We start from the raw sequence: 22,363 nt of genomic DNA, 5'->3' as shown, positions 1-22,363 counted from the left end.
CTGGTCTAGACCTTGACAGGTCCAGACCAAGTTCGCTTGAGTGGCCGGCACCCCCATGGCGGCGCCGGACCCCCAACTCGCGCCGCGCCGAAGGAGCGTTGGCATGATCAAACGCGTCACGAGTCTTGTCGCCACCCTGGCCGCGGTCAGCGCCGTGGTCGTCATCGGCCCGGCCACCACGGCATCGGCGGCCGCGTGCGCCGCACCCTGGAACTCCTCGTCCGTCTACACGGGCGGCGGGTCGGCCTCGTACAACGGGCACAACTGGAACGCCAAGTGGTGGACCCAGAACGAGACCCCGGGCACCTCCGACGTCTGGGCGGACCAAGGCGCCTGCGGTGGCGGCGAGACGGACCCAGGCGACCCCGACCCGTCCGGCTTCGTCGTCAGCGAGGCGCAGTTCAACCAGATGTTCCCGAACCGGAATCCGTTCTACACCTACAGCGGGCTGACCGCCGCGCTCAGCGCCTACCCCGGCTTCGCGAACACCGGCAGTGACACGGTCAAGCGCCAGGAGGCCGCGGCGTTCCTGGCCAATGTCAGCCATGAGACCGGCGGGCTCGTGTACATCGTCGAGCAGAACACCGCCAACTACCCGCACTACTGCGACAGCAGCCAGTCCTACGGCTGCCCGGCCGGCACCGCCGCGTACTACGGCCGCGGCCCGATCCAGCTCAGCTGGAACTTCAACTACAAGGCCGCGGGCGACGCGCTCGGCATCGACCTCCTCCACAACCCGTACCTCGTGGAACAGGACGCGGCCGTGGCCTGGAAGACGGGCCTTTGGTACTGGAACACGCAGAGCGGACCCGGCACCATGACGCCGCACAACGCCATGGTGAACGGCGCCGGCTTCGGCGAGACGATCCGCTCCATCAACGGCAGCCTGGAGTGCAACGGCGGCAATCCCGGCCAGGTCCAGAGCCGCATCGACCGGTACAAGGCGTTCGTCCAGATCCTGGGCACCACACCGGGCGACAACCTGAGCTGCTGACACGTCACCGCATGTGACGTGACATGCCGCCGCGGGGCGGGCCGTGAACTCACCAGGCCCGCCCCGCGGTCTCGTCAAGGTCGCGAGGCGCGCCAGGTGAAGGTGCGAAGTGACGTGCCCGGCAACGAAGTCGGGCTATCCGGGCTCGTCGTCGAGCAGCTTGGCGACGGCCCTGCGGAGCCGAGCGCCCCTCACCTCAGGGGTGAGGGCCTGGAGCAGCGGAAGGATCACCTGGTAACGCCCCGACCTGTCGAGCGCGTCGAACGCCTTCCTGGCCTCGGGCGCCGCGTCGAGCGCCGCGGCGAGGTCGGGTGGCACCGTCGCCGTCTTCTGCGACTCGTACGCCGCCGCCCACCGTCCGTCCTCCTGCGCCCTGCGCACCTCGGCGAGACCGGGCTCGCGCATCCGGCCGACGGCGGTCAGCACCGCGACCTTGTCGACGTTCACCCGCGACCACAGGCTCCTGGCCCGGCGCGGCACGTACCGCTGGAGGTAGTACCGCTCGTCGCGGGAGCACCGCCTGCCGGAGATCCAGCCCCAGCACAGCCCGATGTCCACGAGCTCGTCGTCCGTGACGGACGGGACACCGGATCTCTTCCTGGCGACCTTGACCCACACACCTTCCTGTCGCGTGTGGTGCTCGCCGAGCCAGCTCTCGAACGCCTCGGCGTCCCGGAAAGCGATGATCTCCACCCCGTCGGCCCCGTACTCCCCACCCGTCCCGTCCATGGGGCGCAGCGTACCGCCGCCGCGACGACCATCGGCCCGAAATGTACAATTTAATGGCGTTCGACATATGGGTGGTCCCGTTCGCGAGGTGGCGCCATGCAGAGGTGTGTGTCGAGGCATCGCAAGGCCGCGCTGCTCCCGGTGAGCGCCGCCGTCGCCTGTGTGACCGCTCTCGCCGGGGTCCCCGCGCTCGCGGACGACGGGGGCGATGCGTCGAAGTTGAGTGCGCAGCAGCTCGCCGATGACGCGAAGAAGGAACTGCTGGGCGCCAAGTCCCTCCATGTGCTCCTGAAGAACAACTCCGCGGGACCCCCCGACGCCCAGTCCCCCGCGGTCCTCGATCTCGCCCTGGACCAGGACGGCAACTGCGCCGGATCACTGACCATGGGCACGGGCGGCGCCAAGGGCGGGACCGTCGAACTCATCAAACGCGGCGGCGAGTTGTGGATGAAGCCCGACACCACGTTCTGGAAGACCCAGGTCACCGGCGGCGCGGGTGAGCTCGCGGCCCAGTACTTCAACGGGCGTTATGTGCACGGCAGCGCGAACGACGAACTGCTCAAGACCTTCGGCGACACGTGCGACTTGAACGCGTTCCAGGCTCAGGTGGACAGCGGCCCCTCGGGCGGGCCCCCCGCGAAGCTGACCAAGGGCAAGGAGACCAAGGTGGACGGCACGGACGTCGTGCCGGTGAGCGGCAGAACCGACGACAGCCAAGTCGTCCTGTTCATCACGGCGAAGGATCCGCACCGGCTCGTACGTGCCACCGAGAAGACGGGCGATCTCCGCACGACGATGACGCTCACGGACTACAACCGGCCGGTGCCGTCCGCGACCCCGTCGAAGGACGAGTCCGTCGACGTGTCCAAGCTCCAGAACCTGTCCCCGAAGGCCACCCCACCGCAGGCCGCGGCGCCGGACCGGGCCGTACGGTGATCCGCCCGGTCGGAGAACACAGTTGAGCGGTTGAGCCGCGCGGCCTCGCGCAGGGCTTCCGTGGCAGACGCATGCAGCCATCAGCCCCAACTACCGCTTACAGACGGTCAGTTGCCGGATCCGCCGAACCGGTCGTGGTCGGCGAGGACTTCGTCGATCACCTGGTGGTTGGCCGCGGCGCGCTCCGGGTCGGTGCCGAGGGACTCCGACATGACCAGCAGGGACTTCCACAGCGACCAGCCGCGGGCTCGGGCCCAGGTGCCGGCGTCCTGGGCGACCGTGCGGCGGAAGGCCTCACGGCTGTCTCCGGAGAACATGCCCCAGGCGATCACCAGGTCGCAGGCGGGGTCGCCGACGCCCGACGTGCCGAAGTCGATGACGGCCGTGAGTGCGCCGTCGGCGACGAGCAGGTTGCCGGTGGCGATGTCTCCGTGGAACCACACCGGCGCCCCCTGCCACCGCGCCGCGAGCGCGGCCTCCCACACGGCGGCCGCCCGGCGCGTGTCGACATGCCCCTCCAGCGCCGTGAGGCAGCGGCGGGTCTCGTCGTCGTAGTGGGTGAGCGACGCGCCCCGGTACCAGCTGTGCTGTCCGGCCGACGGTCCCCCGGTGGCGTCGCAGCGTTGCAGCGCGAGGAGGAACTCGGCCACGGAGACGGCGAACCGCACCATGTCGTCGATGCGGCCGCGCTCCGCCGTCTCTCCGTGCAGCCAGCCGCGCACGGACCACGGGAAGGGGTATCCCTCGCCGGGCTCGCCCTGGGCCAGGACGGGCGGGACTGCCACGGGCAGTGAGGGAGCGAGCCGCGGCAGCCACTCGTTCTCCTTGGCGACCGCGGGAACATAGCCCTCGCCGGTGGGCAGGCGGACCGTCATCGCGTCACCCAGGCGGTACGTCCTGTTGTCCCAGCCGTCGACCTCCACCGGCGTCACAGGAAGGCCGCTCCACCGGGGGAACTGGGCGGCGATCAACCGCTCCACGAGCGCGGCGGTGATTCCGGCACGGCCGTCGGTGGAACTCGGAGTCGAAGCCATTCAGGGATCATCACGCCCGGAAGCCGTACGGGGCAACGGAATATCCGTGCCCGCGGACCCCGTCGCGACTACGGCCTGCGGCGCGGCTTCCCGCGCTTGGCGCCGCCCTTGGAACCACCCTTGGGGCCGCCCTTCGCAGCGCCCTTCGGCCCGGGTTTGGACCCGCCCTTGGCGCCGCTCCCGGCACCGCCGCCGCGCGGGTTCTTCCCGGCGGCAGGCTTCTGCCGCGCCGCCCCGCTCTTGTCGGTACGCGCGGCCTTGGCCTGCGGCGGGGTCGCCGCACGGCCGCGCGAACTGTTGACCGTCCGCCCGCGGACGATGCCGATGAACTCCTCCACCAGGTCGGTGGTCTCGTCCTCCGGCCACGACAGCGCGACCTGGGACTCGGGGGCGTCGGTCACCGGCCGGTAGGTGAGGTCCTTGCGGTGGTGCAGGCGGGCGAGCGACTGCGGCACCACCAGCACACCGATCCCGGCCGCCACCAGCTCGACGGCGTCCGCCGTCGTCTCCGGGCGCTCGAACGCGGGCTCACCGGGAAGCCGCTCCCACACGAGGGTGTCGTCGAAGGGGTGCAGCACGGTCTCGTCGGCCAGATCCTCCAGGGACACCTCGTCGACCGCGGCCACGACGTGGTCCTTGGGGATCACCACCACGGTCGTCTCGGTGTAGAGGGGGATCGCGCTGAGCACGGTCCGGTCCACCGGCAGCCGCACGAGGCCGGCGTCCGCCCCGCGGTCCCTCAATACGTCGGATGCCTCGCCGGCGGGCGTCGGGACGAGGGTCAGCGGAACGCCGGGCAGCCGCTCGTTCCAGATCCGCACCCACTTGGTGGGCGTCACTCCCGGGACATACGCGAGCCGGAACGAAGGGGATGCATCTGAGCCTGTCACTCCGCCAGGTTACCGGTCGTGGTCGGAGGTATCGCACACAGTCGATACCCTTGACTCCATGACGTCGCACCAGACCACCCAGACCATGAAGCCCGCGACCGCGGCCAAGAAGCTGGGTGTGTACCTCGAGGCCACCCCCGCCGAGTTCCGGGAGGGTGTCGTCTCGCGCAGCGAGCTCAACGCGCTGCAGGCCGATCCGCCCGAGTGGCTCCAGGAGCTGCGGCGCAACGGCCCGCACCCCCGGCCCGTCGTCGCGTCCAAGCTCGGCATCTCGATCTCGGGTCTCGCCCGTGGCGGGGTCACCGAGGCGCTCACCACGGAACAGATCGAGGCGCTGAAGACCGAGAGCCCCGAGTGGCTCCAGCAGGAGCGTGCCACCCAGGCCGCGGTGCGCAAGGAAGCCGTCCGCATCAAGGAGCGGAACGCGCAGCGCGCCGAGCAGTCCGGCGACCGGCGTTCCTGATCGCACTGCCCGATCGCGCCGCCTGATCGCGCCGCCTGATCGCCTCTCCCCGGCTGCACCTTCCAGGCGCCCTGACAGGCCCGTTGAGCGGCTCTCGTTGCTCATCGACAGGAAGAGCCGGTCGAGGCCCGTGGTGGCCACAGACCGGTTGATGCTCCCGTCCGGGTCGGCGCCCGCCGTGACGCGGTGATCCGCCGCCGTCGCCGTCTCGGGCAGTCGCCGCGGAAGACCCACGCGCGACGGCCGCGGCCGGCCCCGCAGTGGCCGCCGCGCGTGCGGCCGCTCCCTTCACCACCCGCGCCGACCGGCGCTCCACTTCGCTCATGCGGCACCCCCACCGGCAGCGAAACGTGGAGGATCGATCGGTCCTCGACACCGGCATCGCGGCGGCTCGGGCCGCACCCCCCTCGGGCCGCACCCCCGTCCGGCTCAGGCCCCCTCGGGGCGGTCCACCGTCTCCGCGCCGTCGAGCGGGCTGCGCTCCAGGAAGGCCGCCGCCGCCGGGACGGCCGAGCGCAGGCGCAGCAGTCCGGCCGCGGTCAGGGTGCGGCACACCGAGTCCTCCTCGGCCATGACGCGCTGGCCCAGGCGAGCGTGGAAGTCGGCGGGGGTGAGGGCCGCGCCGGGCCCCGCGGACCAGGTGCGGCCCGCGGGTGTGGGCCGCGAGCCGTGGGCGCACACGGCCAGGCGCCCCGACTCCACGTACCACAGGACCACGGGCTCCGCGCGGGGTGGCTCGACGGTCTGGCCGGCGGACAGCGACATGGTGCCGAAGCAGTCGGAGACCGTCTGCGCGGCCTGCTCGCCGGCTCTCCCGAACAGGTCGCTGTCCGTCAGGGGAACGGGCGCGGAGGGGTCGAGGCCGAGGTCGGTCAGGAGTTCGTCCTCGCAGGATTCGATGGCGCGTCCGAGGTCGGCGAATTCGTCCTTGGTGTGCGTGACGGGGCGCGCCGACGGGTCGGCGATCACCATCCGGATCCCGCGTTCGCGCAGGTCGTGGCCGAGGGCGCGCAGGAGGTCGGCGGCGACGGGTTCGATGCGGCCGACCCGTGCCAGGTCCAGGACGAACCAGCGGGCGGCCTTCGGGAGGTCGCGGGCGGCGCGCAGGGTCTGTTCCGCGGTGGCGAAGTCCAGGTCGCCCTGGAGGACGTGGACGCGGATGCGGTCGGGCCGTTCGTCGAGTGCGGCGCGCTGGTCGCGCGGGCGGTGGCGCAGCGAGCGCAGTGGGCCCGGATCGAGGGAGCGCGGCGGCAGCGGACGGCCGCTGCTGCCGGTGGCGCGCATCAGGTGCAGCCCGAACTGTTCCGACAGGAGGTGGCAGGCGGCGATGGCGCGGACGCTGTTGCCCTTCTCGTCCAGGGGCGGGCTGAACACCCCGATGCCGAACTGCCCGGGCAGCGCCACGCCGATCCCGCCCGAGACCCCGCTCTTCGCGGGCAGGCCCACGCGCAGCATCCACTGCCCGGAGGCGTCGTACATCCCGCAGGTGGCCATGACGGCGAGGACGTGCTGGGCGTGCTGGGCGGCGACGACCCGTTCGCCGGTGAGCGGGTTGGTGCCGCCGCCGGCCAGGGTCGCGTGCATCACGGCGAGATCGTCGCAGGTCACGAGCACGGAGCACTGCCGGAAGTAGACCGCGAGCTGCTCCTCCACGTCGCCGGTGAGCGATCCCGCGTTGTGCATGAGGTAGGCGAGGGCGCGGTTGCGGTCACCCGTGGCGCGTTCGGAGGTGAACACCGCCTCGTCGACGGTCAGCTCCCGGCCCGCGAAGGCTCCCAGACCGGCCAGGATGCGGGCGAAGCGCTCGTCGGGGTCCTCTCCGGCCACCAGCGAACTGGTCACGATGGCACCGGCGTTGACCATCGGGTTGGGCGGGCGTCCGGTGCCGGGTTCGAGGCGGATCGAGCTGAACCCCTCACCGCTCGGTTCGGCGCCGACGCGCGCGAGGACGTCCTCCAGTCCCTGGTCGGCGAGTGCGAGCGCGAAGACGAAGGGCTTGGACACGGACTGGACGGTGAACGGCACCTCGCTGTCGCCGCAGCTGTACACCTGCCCGTCGAGGGCACACAGGCTCAGTCCGAACAGGTCCGGGTCGGCCCTGCTCAGCTCCGGGATGTACGAGGCCGGCTCGCCCTCCGTGAGGTCGCGCAGCCGGATGCGGACGCGGTCCAGGAGCGCGGCGAGCGGATCGTCCGGCGGCTTGTCGTGCCTCACACCGCAATCGAACACCACGGCCGGACGATGCGCCTTCCCAAGCGGGCAACGGGTGCCCTCAGTGCCCGCGTCAGATCCGGCTCCCGGACGCGGTGTCCGAGGACAGACGCTGGGCGAGGTAGATCGGGATGACGGACAGCAGGACGAGGACGGCGGCGACGACGTTGACGACGGGGGCCTGCTGCGGGCGCGCCATGTTCGAGAAGATCCAGACGGGCAGCGTCTGGATGCCGGGTCCGGCGGTGAAGGTCGTCACGACGATCTCGTCGAAGGAGAGGGCGAAGGCCAGCAGGCCGCCCGCGACCAGCGCGGAGCGCACCAGCGGGAACGTGATGTCGAGGAACGTACGGAAGCTGTGCGCGCCGAGGTCCGTCGCGGCCTCTTCGTACGACCCCGGCATGCGCCGCAGCCGGGCGATGACGTTGTTGAAGACCACCACGATGCAGAACGTGGCGTGGCCGACGACGACGGTGAACAGGCCGAGGCCCACGCCGAGCGGTTCGAGGACCGTACGGAAGGCGGTGTTGAGGGCGACGCCGGTCACGATGCCGGGCAGCGCGATCGGCAGGACGACGACGAAGGAGACGGCGTCGCGTCCGAAGAACCTGTAGCGCTGGCAGGCGAACGCGATGAGCGTGCCGAGGATCAGGGCGATGGCGGTCGCGCCGAGCCCCGCCTTGACCGATGTCCACAGCGCGTCGCGGGCACCGGAGCTGTGCCAGGCGTCGGCCCACCAGTCGAGGGTGAGCCCGGGCGGCGGCCATCCCGAACTGCGGTCGGGATTGAGGGAGTTGACGAGAACGAGGAGCAGAGGGACGTAGATCACCGCGAAGCCGAGCGCGGCGGCGATACGCAGGGTGATGCGCGCGGGGCGGGAGAGATTCATCGGAGGGACCTTCGCTGTGCGTGATCCGGAGGGTCGGCGGGGGCGGGCGGTGGCCCGGGACATCAGGGGTTTCCAAGGCGCCGGAGGGCCTGTGGGCGTCACAGGCTGCTGAGGGCTCCGGTGCGGCGTACCGCGAGCAGATAGAGCACGATGATCACCACGGGCACGGTGCCGAGCGCGGCGGCGAGCGGCAGGTCGAGGGTGATGTTGGAGTAGATGAGGTTGCCGATCAGCTGGGTCTTGCCGCCGACGATCTGCACGGCGATGTAGTCGCCGAGGCTGAGCGAGAAGGTGAAGACCGAGCCGGCCGCGACGGACGGCAGGATCATCGGCAGGACGACGGAGCGGAAGGTGCGGCCCGTGCGGGCGCCGAGGTCGGCGGAGGCGTCGAGGAGGCTGTCCGGGAGCTGTTCGAGTCCGGCGTGGATCGGCAGGATCATGTACGGCAGCCACAGATAGGTCAGGACGAGGACGGTCGCGGTGAGGCCGTAGCCGGGCCCCTTGAGGCCGAGCGGTCCCAGCACCCAGTCCAGCAGCCCGCCCTGGGCGAGGATGAGCCGCCAGGCGTACGCCTTGACGAGGTAGCTCGCCCACAGCGGGGTGAGGATGGCGACGACGAGGAGCGGCCGCCACCGCGGGTTCGCGATGCGGGCCGTGTAGAACGCGATGGGGAACGCGATCAGTACGCACAGCGCGGTGACCGCGAGGGCGACGCCGACGCTGCGCAGGGCCACCTGCCGGTAGACGTCGGTGGTGAACAGCGCGGTGAAGTTGTCCGTGTTCCAGATCTTCACGACGTTCGAGGTGAAGGAGTCCGTGGTCCAGAACGCGGACAGGAACAGGACCGTGAGTGAGCCCAGATAGGCCAGGACGAGCCAGGCCGTCGGTGCGGAGAGCAGCAGGGACAGCTGTAGCCGGGGGCGGCGGTAAAGCGCCCCGGCGAGCCGCCGGACGGGTCCGGCGGCAGGCGCGGTGTCGGTCATCGGCGGCAGGTCCTAGCCCTTGATCTCGGTCCAGGCCTGGACCCACTTGGCGTACGGGACGCACTTGGTGTCCGTGCGGCCGTCGATGCACTGGGCGATGGGCGTGGTCCAGAAGTGGACGTTCTTCCAGTAGGCCTCGTCGGCGGCGTGGTACGTGGCGCAGTGGTTCTTGTCGGCCGTCAGGTCACAGGCCTTCGCGTTGGCGGGCGCCTCGCCGAAGTACTCGGCGACCTGCGCGTTGGCCTTCGGCGAGATGATCCAGTTCATCCACTTGTAGGCGCAGTTGGGGTGCTTGGCCTTGGCGGAGAGCATCCAGGTGTCGGACCAGCCGGTGGCCCCCTCCTTGGGCAGGACGCCCTTCACGGGAACCTTCTCCGCCTGGGCCGTGTTGAGGATCACCTGCCAGCTGGTGCCGACGACGGAGTCGCCACTCTTGAACGCCGAGACCTCCTTGAGGTAGTCGCTCCAGTACTCGCCGACGTCGGAGTTCTGCGCCTTGAGCAGGGCGACGGCAGCGTCGAACTGCTTCTGGTCCAGGGCGTAGGGGTCCTTGATGCCGAGGGACGGCTTGGACTTCATCAGGTACAGGGCGGCGTCCGCGAGGTAGATCGGCGAGTCGTACGCGGTGACCTTCCCCTTGTGGGCGGAGGCCTTGTCGAAGACCGCGGACCAGGAGTCGGGCGCCGGGGAGACCTTCTTGGTGTTGTACATGAGCAGGTTGGCGCCGCGGCCGTGCGGGATGCCGTAGGCGACGCCCTTGACCGAGTTCCACTGCTGGTTCTTCAGCCCGGCGAAGACTTCCTTGTAGTTGGGCACCAGTTTGGTGTTCACGGGGGCCGCGTCACCCGAGGCGATCAGCCGCAGCGACGCGTCGCCGGAGGCGGAGACCGCGTCGTACTGGCCGGTCTTCATCAGGTTGACCATCTCGTCGGACGTGCCCGCGGTCTTGGTGTTGACCTGGCAGCCCGTCTGCTTCTCGAAGTCGGTGACCCAGTCGACCTTCGGGTCGTTCGAGCCGTCCTCGGCGTAGCCGGCCCAGGCGATCAGGTTGACCTGCCCCTCCGGCTTGCCGAGGGTCTTCTGCGCCGAGAGTTTCGGCGGGGTGAAGTCGCTGCCGCCGGGAGAGGATCCGGCGGTGTCCGAGGAACCGCAGGCGGAGGCGAGGAGCAGGGCGCCGAGCGCGGCCACCGCTCGGGACGTTCGGGTCAGTCGCACGGGGATCTCCACGGGGAGGGGACGGGCGGGCGGTAACGGTCGTACGGGGTCTGCGGCGACGCACGCGTGGCGTGTGCGTACGCACGTGCACGTATGCGCGTGCGTCAGGAGCGTGGCGGGACGGGGTTCAACTCGCTTGGGTCACCTGGAAGTTGTGCCGCCTGTGCCACTGGAGTCTGACCCGGGAGCCGCGCAGGGCGGCCACGTCCTCGGACGAGGTCTCCAGGTTCTGCTGGAGGGCGGTGAGCCGGCCGCCGGCGTCGAGGTCGACGAGGAACCGGGTCGCGTCCCCCAGATAGACGACCTCCGCGACGGTGCCGGTCGCGCTCGCGTGCTCCGGCTCGGCGGCGGCGGACTCCTTGAGCACGTGGATCTTCTCCGGGCGGATGCTGTACGTGGCCCGGTCCCCCACGACCTGCTCCGCCGCGTCACCGGACAGCAGGTTCGAGGTGCCGACGAACCCCGCGACGAAGGGGGTGGCAGGACGCTCGTATATCTGGGCCGGGGTGCCGACCTGTTCGATGCGACCCTGGTTGAAGACCGCGATGCGGTCGCTCATCGTCAGCGCCTCCTCCTGGTCGTGCGTGACGAAGACGAACGTGATGCCGATCTCGCGCTGGATCGCCTTGAGTTCGACCTGCATCTGCTCACGGAGCTTGAGGTCGAGGGCGCCCAGCGGTTCGTCGAGGAGCAGCACCTTCGGACGGCCGACGAGGGCGCGGGCCAGGGCCACGCGCTGACGCTGACCGCCGGAGAGCTGGGAGGGCCGGCGCCCGCCGAAGCCTTCGAGCCGCACGCTGGCCAGGGCTTCTCGAGCCCGTTCGAGGCGCTCGACCTTGGGCACCTTGCGGACCTTGAGGCTGTAGGCGACGTTCTGCTCCAGGGTCATGTGCGGGAACAGCGCGTAGTCCTGGAACACGGTGTGCACGTCACGCTCGAACGGGGCCCGACGGGTCACGTCGGCGCCCGCGAGCTCGATGGTGCCGGCGGTCGGGGCCTCGAAGCCCGCGATCATCCGGAGCACCGTGGTCTTGCCCGAGCCGGACGGCCCCAGCATCGAGAAGAACTCGCCGTCCGCGATCTCCAGGTCGACCCCGGCCACGGCCTCCGTCCTGCCGAAGGACTTGCGCAGGCTCTGCAGCCGGATGGCCATTCCCTCCATGGGCGGGAACCTTTCTGGTGCTGTCGGGAGTTGGCGGTAAACATATGAAGCCATAGTTCTAATTTCAAGGCCCCGCTAAGGTAAAGGCTGTGTCAAGTGGCAAGGTGGTGACCGTGAACCGAGACAAAACCGGCGTCCGAAGAGCCGTCTTCACACCCGTCGACACGCTCGCCCGTGTGGACGCCGTGGTGCGGCGGCTCGGTGACGCCATCGACCTCGGGCTGCTCGCCGACGGTGAGCAGCTGCCCGGCGAGAGCGACCTCGCCGCCCAGCTCGGCGTCTCCACCGTGACCCTGCGCGAGGCGCTCATGGCGCTGCGGCAGCGCGGCCTGGTCACCACCCGCAGGGGGCGCGGCGGGGGCAGCTTCGTGACCGTCCCCGACGGCCCCGCCGAGGACCGGCTCCTCGCCCGCCTCGCCGACTGGAGCACCGAGGAACTGCGCGATCTCGCCGACCACTGGGCCGCCGTCTCCGGCGCCGCCGCCCGTCTCGCGGCCCGGCGCACGGAGCCCGCCGATCTGCGGCAACTGCAGAGGTCTTTGGGAGAGTTGATGGACGCCAAGGACTCGGGAGCCCGCAGCCGCGTCTACGGACGCTTCCATGTCGAACTGGCCGCCGCCGCCCAGTCCGCCCGTCTGACCAGGGAAGAAGTCACCCTGCAGACCGAAGTCGGGGCGCTGCTGCGGCTCGTGCTGGACGACGACGGACTCCTGGCGGACGCCGCGGACCGTCACCGCGCCGTGATCTCGGCCGTGCATGATGGGGCGGACGACCGCGCCAGGGCCCTGGCCGAAGAATGCGTGCAGACCTCCATGGCGCACCTGATCGAACTCCGCCTCGGCCCGGCCGGCGGCGCGCGCGGTCCTGGTCCGAAGGAGGCCCCCGATGGGCAGCAACCCCCGTCCCGCACACGCCGGATCGGCGCTGCTTGACGACCCGCCGGCAGCCGAGGCGGCCGCGCGTGTCCGCGACGCGCTCGAAGGTGTCTTCGACGCCGTCGGCGCCACCGCCGCGGACATCGAGTCCGTGCTCTCCTCCGTCGCCGCGAAGGGCCGCCGCCCGGTCACGGACGACCTGACCGCGCTCCGCCCCGGGCTGCACGCCCGGCTCGACCACTACGACCTCGTCTCGGGGATCGGCTTCGTCGCGGCGCCCGGCCTCCTCGACGACGTACCCGCGTGGCTGGAATGGTGGCAGCGGACCGCGGACGGGGCCGTGCAGCCGCTGCTCCTCGACCTGGACCCGCAGCGCTCCGCGTACTCGGACTACACCCATTGGGACTGGTTCACGCTGCCCCGTGACACCGGGCAGCGGGCCGTCGCGGGCCCCTACGTCGACTACCTCTGCTCCGACGAGTACAGCCTCACGCTCTCCGCGCCCGTGACGGTCGCGGGACGCTTCATGGGGGTGGCCGCCGCCGACGTCTATCTGCGCCGCTTCGAGTCCGTCGTCATGCCGCTGCTCCAGCGCCTTCCGGGGCCCGCCCGTCTGGTGAACGCGCGCGGCCGCGTCGCCGCCTCCACGGACCCCCGCCACCTCGTCGGCTCCCTCAGCAAGGTCCCCGACCTCGCGGCGGTGCTGGCCGGACCGGCACAGGGCACGGACCACGACGGGCTGCGCCTGCTGCCCTGCGACGGCGTCCCGCTGATCCTGGCGACGGCGACGCCTTCCACCCTGCGGCCGTAGACCTGCGTCCTGTCCCCTCAGGCGCCACCCGGCGCGCGAGCCGCCGCCGCGACGGCGCTGTAGGTGCGGCCGTCCACCACGTACTCGCCCAGGGGCCGCATACCGAACCCGTCCACGTGGACGCGCCAGGAGGGCCGGTTCGCGGACTCGATGAACGCGACCACCGCATCGGCCCGTGCCGCGGCCGCCTCGACGGCCATGGTGAACAGTCCCCGCGCCACCCCGTGCCCCCGGTAGGCCGCGTCGACGACCACGGGGCCGTAGAGCAGCCAGCGCACCTCGCTCAGCGGCCGTCCCTCCCAGCGCAGCGTGTCCTGCGCCGCGAGCAGGCCGGCGACCGGTGGCGGTGCGGGCAGTTCGCCGGGACCGGAGAGGGCGAGGAGACCCGCCACCTGCCCGTCGTCGTCGGCCACCAGCAACGTCCCGGCGGCCGCCATGGCGCGGAGGGTCCCGGCGTCGAAGACCCCTTGCACAAAGCCCTGTTCGTCGCGCTGACGTTCCGTCAGTGCGTCGCGGTGATTGGCGGCGAAGAGCGCGGCCATGGCGGGAGCGTCGGCCTCGGTCGCCCAGCGGTACCTCATGCAGCCGATCCTGACACGGCAGGCACGGCACGCGCCGCAGCGACTACCTCAGAAACGAGGCCACCGTCTTCGTGAAGCGATCGGGATCGTCGACCCACGGGAAGTGGCCCGCGCCTTCCTGGACGACCAGTTCGGCGTGCGGGAGAAGCTCCGCGACGGCGGCGGCCACCCGGGGCAACGGGCCGCCGTCCCGCTCGCCCGCCAGGACCAGGACGCGCGCGTCCCACCCGGCCAGGGCCTCGCGGGCCGCGGCGGGGTCGAAGGCTCCGGGTGAGGCGTAGACGTCCGCCGCCGCCTCGTTGGTCTGCTCGACCTCGCCGGCGGCGTGCGCCTCGGCGGCCGCGTCCCAGCGCCCGTAGAAGAACGGCACCGCCGCGTCGAAGTCGGCGTCGGTTGCCGTGCCGTCCCAGACCCGTCCGTACGCGTCGCGCGCGGAGGCGAACCACGGTTCGTCCACGCGCAGGGCCGCTGCTTCGAGTCGGTGCTCCGTGGTGAAGTCGACGCCCAGGGCACGTGCGCGGGCGGTGACCATCGTGAGGGTGCGGACGCGCCGGGGGTACCTGGCCGCGTAGAGCAGCGCGAGGTCACCGGCCGCCGAGTGCGCGAGCAGATCGACGCTCTCCAGGCCGAGTCGGACCCGGAGTGCCTCGACGTCGTCGAGCTGCCGGTCGCAGCGGTACGTGGACGGGTCCGCCGGGACGTCGGAGTCGCCCGTGCCGCGCAGGTCGAGCAGCACAAGGCGGCGCCGCTTCGCGAGCCCGCCGAGGTCACCGAGGTAGGCGGAGGCGCGCATGGGCCCGCCGGGCAGGCAGATGAGGGGCTCACCCTCCCCCACGACGCGGTAGGCGAGCCGGGTGCCGTCGGGTGCGGTGAAGGCGGGCATGACGTCATCCTCGGGGCCGCGCGCCGATCATGGCAAGCGGATTGACGCCGAGTCGGCGGGGCCGGGAGTCACCAGCGGGGGTCCGGATCAGCCGGGCGCGTGAACTCCCTCACGGCTGAGACCAGTTCGGTCGGCCGGTCCAAGGGAACGAGGGTGTAGCTGTCCTCGATCTCGACCAGCCGGCCCTGCGGGAGGAGTTCGGCGAGGCGTCGGCCGTGGGCCGGCGGCATCACGCGGTCGTCGCGCGCCCACACGACGAGGGCGGGCCGGTCGAACGCCGGCAGGCGCTCCGCCGCCCGGAGCAGGACGCGGGTGTCGGCGAAGACCGCTCGCAGCATCCGTACGGCATCGCGGCGGATCTCCTGTCGCGTGATGACAGGCCGCATCCACCGGCCGGTCGCGGCGCCGCCGCGTCTGGTCAGCCACCCGAACGCAACGGGCAGCCGCCGCACCGCGCCGATCCGCATCGGCTGCATGAACAGCCCGAACATCCTCGGCGACAGCTTCCCCGCGACAGCGAGCGTCCTGCCGGTCAGCCCGGGCGGAAGGTTGTCGAACGCCTCGCACGAGACGAGCACCACGCGGCCCACACGCTCGGCGGCACCCTCGCAGACGACCAGTTGGACGAGGGCCCCGCCGGTGTCGTTGCCGACGAGGGTGACGTCGCGCAGGTCGAGACGGTCGAGGAACTCGACGACGAGGCGGGCGACCCCGGCCAGCGACAGATCGGCGTCGTCACGCATCGCGTGGCGGTGCGCGCCCAGGGGCAGCGTCGGCGCCACGCATCGGTGCGCGCCGGACAGTTCCGCGATCGGCCCGTCCCAGAGCGAGGCGTCCATCATCAGGCCGTGCAGGAAGACGACCGTGGGGCCACCGCTGCCCGCGCCCGCGTCGGCCCGCTCTCCCGTGTCCTCGTACTCGACGGTCCCTGCGGTCAGCTCGATCTCCCTCACGGCCGGCTCCGCGCCGAAGGATCAGCGGTGACGGCGGCACCACGACCGGCGGGTGGCGTCTCGTCGATCAAGTGGCGCTGCAGAAAAGCGAGTTCGGCTTCGACGGCCGACTCGTGCGCGTCCATGAACGGCGCGTAGTGCCCTCCCGGCAGGTGGACCGTCTCTGCCCGCGGTGCTCGTCTCGCCGCGTCCACGGCCGGCCCCGGCAGGGCGGACCGGTCCTGGTCGCACACGACGACCAGCAGGGGACACCGCACCTTGGACGCCTGACGGCCCGGCCGGTAGAAGCTGAGGCTCAGCGCCGAGCGGGCGGCGACCTCCTGCCGCCAGTCCGGATGACGGTTGCCCGGATTGAGCGCCCGGTCCGCCTCGTTCCCGTCCGGCGTGGTGAGCATCGCCACGGTCCCGGGCGGACCGGCGAGCGGCATCAGCAGGGGCTCGCGTCCGACGAGACCGCCGACGGCGTCGAGGAGGCCCCTCACGGTGAGCCGGAGCATTCCCCACGGCGTCTGGTACGCCATCGCCCTGCGCGACGCCACGGGCCCGTCGGCCAGCGGCGTCTGCGCGATCGCCGCCGCCAACTGCGGTGCGCGCGCCGCGACATGGAAGATGTGACCGCCCGAGGCCGAGAACCCCCAGGCAGCGACGTGTGCCGGGTCGACCTCGGGCAGGGAAGCCGCACAGGCGATCGCGGCCCGCCAGTCGGCGAGTTGCTCCTTGATGTCCAGGATCTGGCGCGGGGCGCCCCCGCTTTCACCGAAGCGCCGGTAGTCGAAGGCCAGGACACTGAACCCGGCGGCGTGGAAGCGCGCCGCGAACGGGTCGGTGCCCGGCTCCTTGGTCACCCCGCCGCCGGGCGCCATGACCACGCACGCACCGTTGGTCCCCGGGTAGTGCCACGCGGCGCAGTCGGTGCCGCCGCTGGGGAATCGGACTTTCTCCCGCTCCTTGGACATCCGCATGACCGGCCTCCGAGTGGATCCGAGTGGACGAGAAGCACCCTCACTCGAAGTGAACCACGTGGTTCACATCCTGTCCACGGACTCCCCGCACGGGGTCCGGCCGGATCGGGTGCCGTCCGGACGGCGCGGTCACGCCTCTGCGGCCTCCTCCCGCTCCAGCGCGCGGGCCAGCGCCTCGAACCCAGCGGCGACGCCCTCGGCGTCACCGCTGGTCCGCGCGTCCACCAGAAAGCCCCGGAGCGTGGCGAGGACCATCTCGGCGACCTCGAGCTTGCGACGGTCGGACCAGTGCCCGGGACACACGGACAGCAGCGTGGGCAGATACTGCTGCGACGCCTCACGGCCCAGCGCCGCGTGGCGGTCCGGGTCGTACATCGCCAGCCCGATGGCCTGGTCGAGCACGCGCGCCTCCGCCCCCACGAGGATCGGCCAGACCGCCCGCACCCAGTCCGCCAGCGTCCTGCGGTCGTCGCCCTCGGTGGCGGCGGCGAGCGCCTTCGCGATGCGCCGCTCGCGCAGCTGGACGACCGCCTGCGTGAGCAGGTCGTCGGCCCCGTCGAAGTGGTACAGCAGCACCTTGTGCGTGGTGCCGGCCGCTCGCGCCGCGCGCCGGAGCGAGAAGTCCACGAGTCCGTTGACCTCGAGGTCGTCGGTGACGAGGGCGAGGAGTTCCCGCCGCCGGGCTTCGCCGCGCGGCGACCCGGCCGACCGCCGGTACCCCGCCCGTCCCGGTGAGCCGTCGTCGGCAGGGGTGTTCACATCGGCGGCTTCCATGGCCGGTCCTCCTCGCGCAGCGAACGCTCGGGCCGACCTTAGCCGCCGGGGACACGCCGTGATCAAGGTCAGCCGGAGGTCTCACGCGGACCCGGTGGGCGAGAGAGGGCCGCCACCGGTCGCGGGCGCCGCAGCAGCCACTGCCAGAAGCCGCGGCGAGGCGGCCCGGGCGGCCGTATCGCGATGCTGCCGCCGTGCACCTCACCCGTCATCCGGATGCGCATCCTGACCGGTGCCACGGGCTCGGGGCGCGCCTGGTGGCGCACGCTGCCGTCGCGTACGGCCACGTCGTCGACGTCGGCGACGACGTCCGGCGGCACGAGCAGCGTCACCGAACCGCTGCGCACCGCGACCTCGATCTCGAGGGTGGGCGCCGCGGTGACGGCCTGGGTGAAGTCGAGAACGACGGAACCGCTCCTCGACTCGACCTCCAGACGCCTCGGGACCACCCAGCCGCCGTCCCGCTTCGTGCTCGCGCCGTCGACGGCGATCCGCGACACGTCTTCCGGAGCGGCGGCCGCGACCCCGGCGGCCCACACGGGACCGGCGTCCGGCAGGTCGGCGAGCAGGGCCGCCAGCTCACCGTGGGTACGGGCCGTCAGCGCGGCCTCGAGTCGCTCGTCCAGCTCGTCCGGGGTCAGCCGGCCCTCACCGGCGGCGACGGTCAGCCGCTCCACGGCCTGGTCGCGCTCCTCGTGCGACGCACGCAGTTCGCGGCGTTCTGGCACCATTTCACCGGGCATGGAGGCACTCTAGTGGCGTGGCCGCCACCCGTGGAACCGTGCCCCGGCGGCCACCCGGGACCGGCCCGCCCCTGTCAGGAGTCCAGTACCGCCGCGACGCCCTCGATCTCCACGAGCTGGTCGGCGTACCCGAGCACCGTGACTCCCATCAACGTGCTGGGGACGTCGTGCTCGCCGAACGCGTCACGCACCACCCCCCAAGCCGTCACCAGGTCCGCCTGGCGCGTGGACGCGACGAGGACGCGGGTGCTGATCACGTCGTCGAGGGTGGCGCCGGCCTCGGCGAGCGCCGTACGCATGTTCTCCACGGCCTTCGCCGCCTGTCCGGCGTAGTCGCCGACGGCAACCGTCGAGCCGTCCTCGTCCAGCGGACAGGCCCCCGCGAGAAAGATCAGCCGTGCTTCGGCGGGAGCCGTCGCCGCGTAGGCGTACTCGGCGACGTCGGACAGCGAGGACGAACGGATCAGCGAAACGGCACGGGGCACGTGAATTCCCTCCGGAGCGGGCACGACGGTCGGTCATCCTCGCAAGGAACCTCGGCGGGCGCCCCTGATTTTCCCGGCGCGCGGGCGCGCTGACGGGGAACATCTGCCGTCATCGTCATACGAGGTGAAGAATGGGCGGGAGAGGGAAACCACTCTCAGGACGGAGCGGGACGGCGTGGGGACGAGCGAGCAGAGCGATGCCGCGGAGCAGCGCTTCGACGTGGCGGACGCCGCGCCGGTGCTGCTCGACAGGCAAGGCGTGGTGTCCGGCTGGTCCGGCGGGGGCGAGCGGCTGCTGGGGTATGCGGCCGCCGAGGTGGTGGGCCGCAAGGTGGCCGAGCTCCTGATCCCCGAGGACGCGGCCCGGATGCCCGCGCTCAGCGAGCGCTGCAGGACGGACGGGGGCTGGTCCGGGATCCTCACGGCGAGGCACCGCGACGGGCACCCGGTCGTCCTGAGGGTGCGCGCCGTCGAGGCACAGCTCGGCCCGGAGTCCGAGCGCTGGCTCGCGCTCGTGACGGACCTGGCGGGGGCGCCGGGGTGGGCCATGAGCCGATCGGTCCTGGAGCAGATGGCCACACGCTCGCCGCTGGGGATCGCCATCGTCGACACGGACCTGAAGTACGTGTGGTCGAACGCGGCGCTGGCGCAGTTCGGCGGCGGTCCGGCCGAGGAACGTCTCGGCCGCAGGCTGGCGGACATCCAGCCGGGGCTCGACTCGGAGCGGCTCGAGGCGAAGATGCGCGAGGTCCTGGAGACGGGCGAAGCCGTCGTGGGGTGGGAGCAGGTGGGCCGCGTGCGGTCCGCGCCGCATCGCGAGTGCGCCCACGCCATGTCGTTCACGCGGCTCAACGACGACGACGGACACCCCCTGGGCGTGTACTACACGGCGATGGACATCACCGACCGCTATCTGGCCCGGCAGCGGCTCGCCCTCCTGGACCGGGCCGGTGAGTACATCGGCCGGAGTCTGGACGTCGTACAGACCGCGCAGGACCTGGCGGACGTGGCGGTGCCCGGCCTCGCGGACTTCGTCGCCGTGGATCTGCTGGAGTCGGTGCTCGAAGGGGCCGAGCCGACAGCGGGGCCGCCGAGCGACTCGGAGGTGGTCACGCTGCGGCGCGCGGGCCACCAGTCGGTGCGGGACGGCGTTCCCGAGACTCTCGTCCGCCTCGGGGAGACGGTCCGCTACCGCGCGGAATCACCGCCCGTCCGCGTCCTGACCAGCGGCGTGTCCTGGTACGCGGAGCAGGTGGACCCCCGGGACGAGGACTGGACCGCCACCGACCCCGGCCGCCCGGCGGCCTCCCTCATCGAGCTCGGGCTGCACTCGATGATGATCGTGCCGATCCGCTCGCGCGGCATCACGACGGGCGTCACCAGCTTCTTCCGGCGTGACCGCCCCGACCCGTTCGACGCGGAGGATCTGACGCTCGCGGAGGAGTTCGTCGCCCGGGCCGCGATCTGCGTGGACAACGCCCGCCGCTACACACGCGAACGCGACGCCGCGCTGGTGCTTCAGCGCAGTCTGCTGCCGAGCCACCTGCCGGAGCAGGACGCGGTGGACGTCACCGCCTGCTACCGGCCGGCGGACGAGCTGACGGGCCTCGGCGGCGACTGGTTCGATGTCATCCCGCTGTCCGGCGCCAGGGTCGCGCTCGTCGTGGGCGACGTCCCCGGCCACGGCATCGACGGCGCCGCCGCCATGGGACGGCTGCGCACCGCGGTCCAGACGCTCGCCGATCTGGACCTGCCCCCGGAGGAAGTGCTGGCCCACCTCGACGACCTGGTCAGCAGGGGCGCGCGCGAGGAGGATGCCCGCAGCGCCATCCAGGCCGTCGGTTCCAGCTGTCTGTACGTGGTGTACGACCCGGTCAGCGGCCAGTGCGCGATGGCGAGCTCCGCGCATCCCCCGCCCGCGCTCGTCACCCCGGACGGCACGGTCTCCTTCCCCGACGTCCCGGTAGGGCCGGCGCTCGGCACGGGCGGTCTGCCCTTCGAGGCGGCCGAGTTCTGCCTCGACGAGGGCACCGTCCTCGCACTGCACACCGACGGACTGCTCGCCGTCGACCCACGGGAACCCGGCCGCGAGCCCGAACTGGACGCGGGCCGGGAGCGCCTGCGCCATGCCCTGGAGCTGCGCGGCCCCTCCCTCGAGGGCCAGTGCGTGGCCGTCGTCGACGCGCTGGTGCCCGCGCGCCCGAACGACGACGTGGCCCTGCTGATGGCCCGCACCCATCGCCTGGGCGCCGGGCAGGTCGCCTCGTGGGACCTGGAGAGCGACCCGGCGGTCGTCGCCGAGGCGCGCAAGAAGGTCACACAGCAGCTCGACGACTGGGGGCTCGACGGACTCGCCTTCACCACGGAACTCGTCGTCAGCGAACTCGTCACCAACGCGATCCGGTACGCCTCCGGGCCGATCCGGCTGCGTCTGATCGTCGAGCGGGCGCTGATCTGCGAGGTGTCCGACGCGGGCGCCAGCGCTCCGCACCTGCGCCATCCCCGCACCACCGACGAGGGCGGGCGCGGCCTGTTCCTCGTCTCCCAGTTCTCCCAGCGCTGGGGAGCGCGCTACACCCTCGACGGGAAGATCATCTGGGCCGAACAGTCCCTCACCGAGCCGACGGACGCACCGCTCTTCGACTTGGACGAACCGGCCGCCGGAACCGACGGACCGACCCCTGGGACGACGCGCTGAAGCAACGCCGCGCCGAGCGCATCGCCGAGAACGTCGCCGAGAACGTCGGACGCCGAAGAGGTCGCCCGACCACCGACTCCGGTGCGCAGATTTGCAGTTGACGTGCGGCGATGCGCGCGATTTCCTGCTCCGATGACTGATCTTCGCATAAAGAAGGTGCAGGGCGACGCCCTGATCGAGGACTGGCGTCACGTCCACAACCTGATCATCCCGGCCGACCCGCTGTCCCTCGACGACGTCCGCGAGCGGGCGGGGCGCAACCATCTGGAAGTCGCCTATCTCGGCGAGACCCTCGTGGGCTGCACGACGGTGCGCCCGCCGACGGACGACACCGCCACGGCCACGGTGATCGCCCGCGTCCTCCCCGGGCACCGCCGGCAGGGCTTCGGCGAGGTGCTCTACCGGCACGGCCTGGAGCACGCGCGAACGCTGGACGCCGCCTTCATCGAGACGGTCGTCCTGGCGTCCAACGTGGCCGGGGTGCGGTTCGCGGAGAAGCACGGGTTCGTGGAGGTGGAGCGATACGTGCTGCCGGAGGATCCCGCGCTCTGGTTCACCATGCGACTCGCCGAGGACGGGCTCACCTGAGTATTCGTCTATCTTGGCGCGTATGCAGTCCTACACAATCGGCCAGGCCGCGCGACTCCTCGGCGTGAGCCCGGACACCGCACGCCGATGGGCCGATGCCGGCAGAGTGGCCACCCACCGCGACGCGGGTGGGCGGCGGCTCATCGACGGCAAGGACCTGGCCGCTCTCTCGGTCGAGGTCGCCAGGACCGGTGGTGAGGACGACATCTCGTACACCTCCGCGCGCAACGCATTCCCTGGCATCGTCACCGCCGTGAAGCTGGGTGACGTGGCGGCCCAGGTGGAGATCCAGGCCGGCCCCCACCGGCTCGTCTCGCTGCTCACGCGTGAGGCCGTGGAGGAGCTGGGACTTGAGGTGGGCGCGGAGGCCACCGCCCGCGTGAAGTCGACGAACGTGCACATCGACCGCACCTGACGGCCACGGGCGGTGGTCGCCGCTCCAGCCTCAGGAGTCACCGGTCGCCGTGGGGGAGGAGCGTGGCCGCACGCGGACGGCCACGCTCC

At 71.8% G+C, this 22,363-nt stretch carries 23 protein-coding genes; 8 read left to right on the top strand and 15 right to left on the bottom strand.

Going from position 1 to position 22,363, the window contains the following annotated elements:
• The first annotated feature begins 103 nt into the window (after positions 1-103).
• Positions 104-994: a glycoside hydrolase family 19 protein gene (locus ACFC96_RS43340; RefSeq protein WP_376618041.1), complete on the top strand. Its 891-nt coding sequence runs from the start codon at positions 104-106 to the stop codon at positions 992-994.
• A 135-nt stretch (positions 995-1,129) separates the two neighbouring features.
• On the opposite strand, the gene ACFC96_RS43335 is transcribed toward ACFC96_RS43340, so the two are convergent.
• Positions 1,130-1,723: a YdeI family protein gene (locus ACFC96_RS43335; protein ID WP_376618039.1), complete on the bottom strand. Its 594-nt coding sequence runs from the start codon at positions 1,721-1,723 to the stop codon at positions 1,130-1,132.
• Positions 1,724-1,831: 108 nt separating this feature from the next.
• On the opposite strand from ACFC96_RS43335, the gene ACFC96_RS43330 reads away from it, so the two are divergent.
• Positions 1,832-2,659: a hypothetical protein gene (locus ACFC96_RS43330; protein WP_376618038.1), complete on the top strand. Its 828-nt coding sequence runs from the start codon at positions 1,832-1,834 to the stop codon at positions 2,657-2,659.
• 107 nt (positions 2,660-2,766) lie between these two features.
• Here the strand turns inward: ACFC96_RS43330 and ACFC96_RS43325 are convergent, their stop codons facing one another.
• Together ACFC96_RS43325 and ACFC96_RS43320 are read right to left on the bottom strand one after the other, a co-directional pair.
• Positions 2,767-3,693 carry an aminoglycoside phosphotransferase family protein gene (locus tag ACFC96_RS43325; RefSeq protein WP_376618036.1) on the bottom strand — a complete coding sequence of 309 codons (927 nt, stop codon included), beginning with the start codon at positions 3,691-3,693 and terminating at the stop codon, positions 2,767-2,769.
• Between the two features lie 68 nt (positions 3,694-3,761).
• Entirely contained in the window at positions 3,762-4,583 is an 822-nt protein-coding gene (locus ACFC96_RS43320) for a LysR family substrate-binding domain-containing protein (RefSeq protein ID WP_376618034.1), read from the bottom strand.
• 58 nt (positions 4,584-4,641) lie between these two features.
• Between ACFC96_RS43320 and ACFC96_RS43315 the strand changes: the two genes are divergently transcribed.
• Positions 4,642-5,046 (top strand): DUF5997 family protein, encoded by a 405-nt coding sequence (locus ACFC96_RS43315; protein WP_340460296.1) that lies wholly within the window; start codon positions 4,642-4,644, stop codon positions 5,044-5,046.
• 429 nt (positions 5,047-5,475) lie between these two features.
• Here ACFC96_RS43315 and glsA read toward each other — a convergent pair whose 3' ends face one another.
• From glsA to ACFC96_RS43290, 5 genes are all read right to left on the bottom strand, one after another.
• Positions 5,476-7,260 carry a glutaminase A gene (glsA, locus tag ACFC96_RS43310; protein ID WP_376618032.1) on the bottom strand — a complete coding sequence of 595 codons (1,785 nt, stop codon included), beginning with the start codon at positions 7,258-7,260 and terminating at the stop codon, positions 5,476-5,478.
• 70 nt (positions 7,261-7,330) lie between these two features.
• Entirely contained in the window at positions 7,331-8,146 is an 816-nt protein-coding gene (locus ACFC96_RS43305) for an ABC transporter permease (protein WP_340459391.1), read from the bottom strand.
• Between the two features lie 98 nt (positions 8,147-8,244).
• Complete coding sequence (locus ACFC96_RS43300; protein WP_227293016.1) at positions 8,245-9,129, bottom strand: ABC transporter permease; 885 nt, start codon at positions 9,127-9,129, stop codon at positions 8,245-8,247.
• A 12-nt stretch (positions 9,130-9,141) separates the two neighbouring features.
• Entirely contained in the window at positions 9,142-10,344 is a 1,203-nt protein-coding gene (locus ACFC96_RS43295) for an ABC transporter substrate-binding protein (RefSeq protein WP_376618030.1), read from the bottom strand.
• A gap of 127 nt (positions 10,345-10,471) precedes the next feature.
• Complete coding sequence (locus ACFC96_RS43290) at positions 10,472-11,506, bottom strand: ABC transporter ATP-binding protein (RefSeq protein ID WP_376618028.1); 1,035 nt, start codon at positions 11,504-11,506, stop codon at positions 10,472-10,474.
• A 107-nt stretch (positions 11,507-11,613) separates the two neighbouring features.
• Here ACFC96_RS43290 and ACFC96_RS43285 point away from each other — a divergent pair, with 107 nt between their 5' ends.
• Both ACFC96_RS43285 and ACFC96_RS43280 read left to right on the top strand, forming a co-directional pair.
• Positions 11,614-12,438, top strand: coding sequence for a FadR/GntR family transcriptional regulator (locus tag ACFC96_RS43285; protein WP_376618095.1), 825 nt, complete (start codon positions 11,614-11,616; stop codon positions 12,436-12,438).
• Positions 12,392-13,192 carry a cache domain-containing protein gene (locus tag ACFC96_RS43280; RefSeq protein WP_376618026.1) on the top strand — a complete coding sequence of 267 codons (801 nt, stop codon included), beginning with the start codon at positions 12,392-12,394 and terminating at the stop codon, positions 13,190-13,192. The genes ACFC96_RS43285 and ACFC96_RS43280 overlap by 47 nt, the downstream gene beginning before the upstream one ends.
• 17 nt (positions 13,193-13,209) lie before the next feature.
• Here the strand turns inward: ACFC96_RS43280 and ACFC96_RS43275 are convergent, their stop codons facing one another.
• The 7 genes from ACFC96_RS43275 to ACFC96_RS43245 form a co-directional block, all read right to left on the bottom strand.
• A complete protein-coding gene (locus ACFC96_RS43275; RefSeq protein WP_376618024.1) occupies positions 13,210-13,773 on the bottom strand; it encodes a GNAT family N-acetyltransferase in 564 nt (187 codons plus the stop codon).
• A gap of 43 nt (positions 13,774-13,816) precedes the next feature.
• On the bottom strand, positions 13,817-14,656 hold the full coding sequence (locus ACFC96_RS43270; RefSeq protein ID WP_376618022.1) for an alpha/beta fold hydrolase: 840 nt from the start codon (positions 14,654-14,656) through the stop codon (positions 13,817-13,819).
• Positions 14,657-14,724: 68 nt separating this feature from the next.
• Positions 14,725-15,609, bottom strand: a complete 885-nt coding sequence (locus ACFC96_RS43265; RefSeq protein WP_376618020.1) for an alpha/beta fold hydrolase — start codon at positions 15,607-15,609, stop codon at positions 14,725-14,727.
• On the bottom strand, positions 15,606-16,571 hold the full coding sequence (locus ACFC96_RS43260) for an alpha/beta hydrolase (RefSeq protein WP_376618019.1): 966 nt from the start codon (positions 16,569-16,571) through the stop codon (positions 15,606-15,608). Before ACFC96_RS43260 ends, ACFC96_RS43265 begins: the two co-directional genes overlap by 4 nt.
• Positions 16,572-16,700: 129 nt before the next feature.
• The gene (locus ACFC96_RS43255) at positions 16,701-17,345 is read right to left on the bottom strand and encodes a TetR/AcrR family transcriptional regulator (protein WP_376253591.1); all 645 of its coding nucleotides are present in this window, start codon (positions 17,343-17,345) and stop codon (positions 16,701-16,703) included.
• A gap of 68 nt (positions 17,346-17,413) precedes the next feature.
• Positions 17,414-18,088, bottom strand: coding sequence for a DUF1707 domain-containing protein (locus tag ACFC96_RS43250; RefSeq protein WP_376618017.1), 675 nt, complete (start codon positions 18,086-18,088; stop codon positions 17,414-17,416).
• Positions 18,089-18,162: 74 nt separating this feature from the next.
• Positions 18,163-18,573, bottom strand: coding sequence for a RidA family protein (locus tag ACFC96_RS43245; protein ID WP_376618015.1), 411 nt, complete (start codon positions 18,571-18,573; stop codon positions 18,163-18,165).
• Positions 18,574-18,748: 175 nt separating this feature from the next.
• On the opposite strand from ACFC96_RS43245, the gene ACFC96_RS43240 reads away from it, so the two are divergent.
• The 3 genes from ACFC96_RS43240 (at position 18,749) to ACFC96_RS43230 (ending at position 22,274) form a co-directional block, all read left to right on the top strand.
• Positions 18,749-21,271 (top strand): SpoIIE family protein phosphatase, encoded by a 2,523-nt coding sequence (locus ACFC96_RS43240; protein ID WP_376618013.1) that lies wholly within the window; start codon positions 18,749-18,751, stop codon positions 21,269-21,271.
• 132 nt (positions 21,272-21,403) lie between these two features.
• Complete coding sequence (locus ACFC96_RS43235; RefSeq protein ID WP_376618011.1) at positions 21,404-21,859, top strand: GNAT family N-acetyltransferase; 456 nt, start codon at positions 21,404-21,406, stop codon at positions 21,857-21,859.
• A gap of 22 nt (positions 21,860-21,881) precedes the next feature.
• Entirely contained in the window at positions 21,882-22,274 is a 393-nt protein-coding gene (locus tag ACFC96_RS43230; RefSeq protein ID WP_340459761.1) for a helix-turn-helix transcriptional regulator, read from the top strand.
• Positions 22,275-22,363 lie beyond the last annotated feature (89 nt).

This window comes from Streptomyces sp. NPDC055955, from assembly GCF_042270245.1.
Lineage (GTDB): Bacteria > Actinomycetota > Actinomycetes > Streptomycetales > Streptomycetaceae > Streptomyces.
This window is presented reverse-complemented; position numbering and strand designations above follow the sequence as displayed.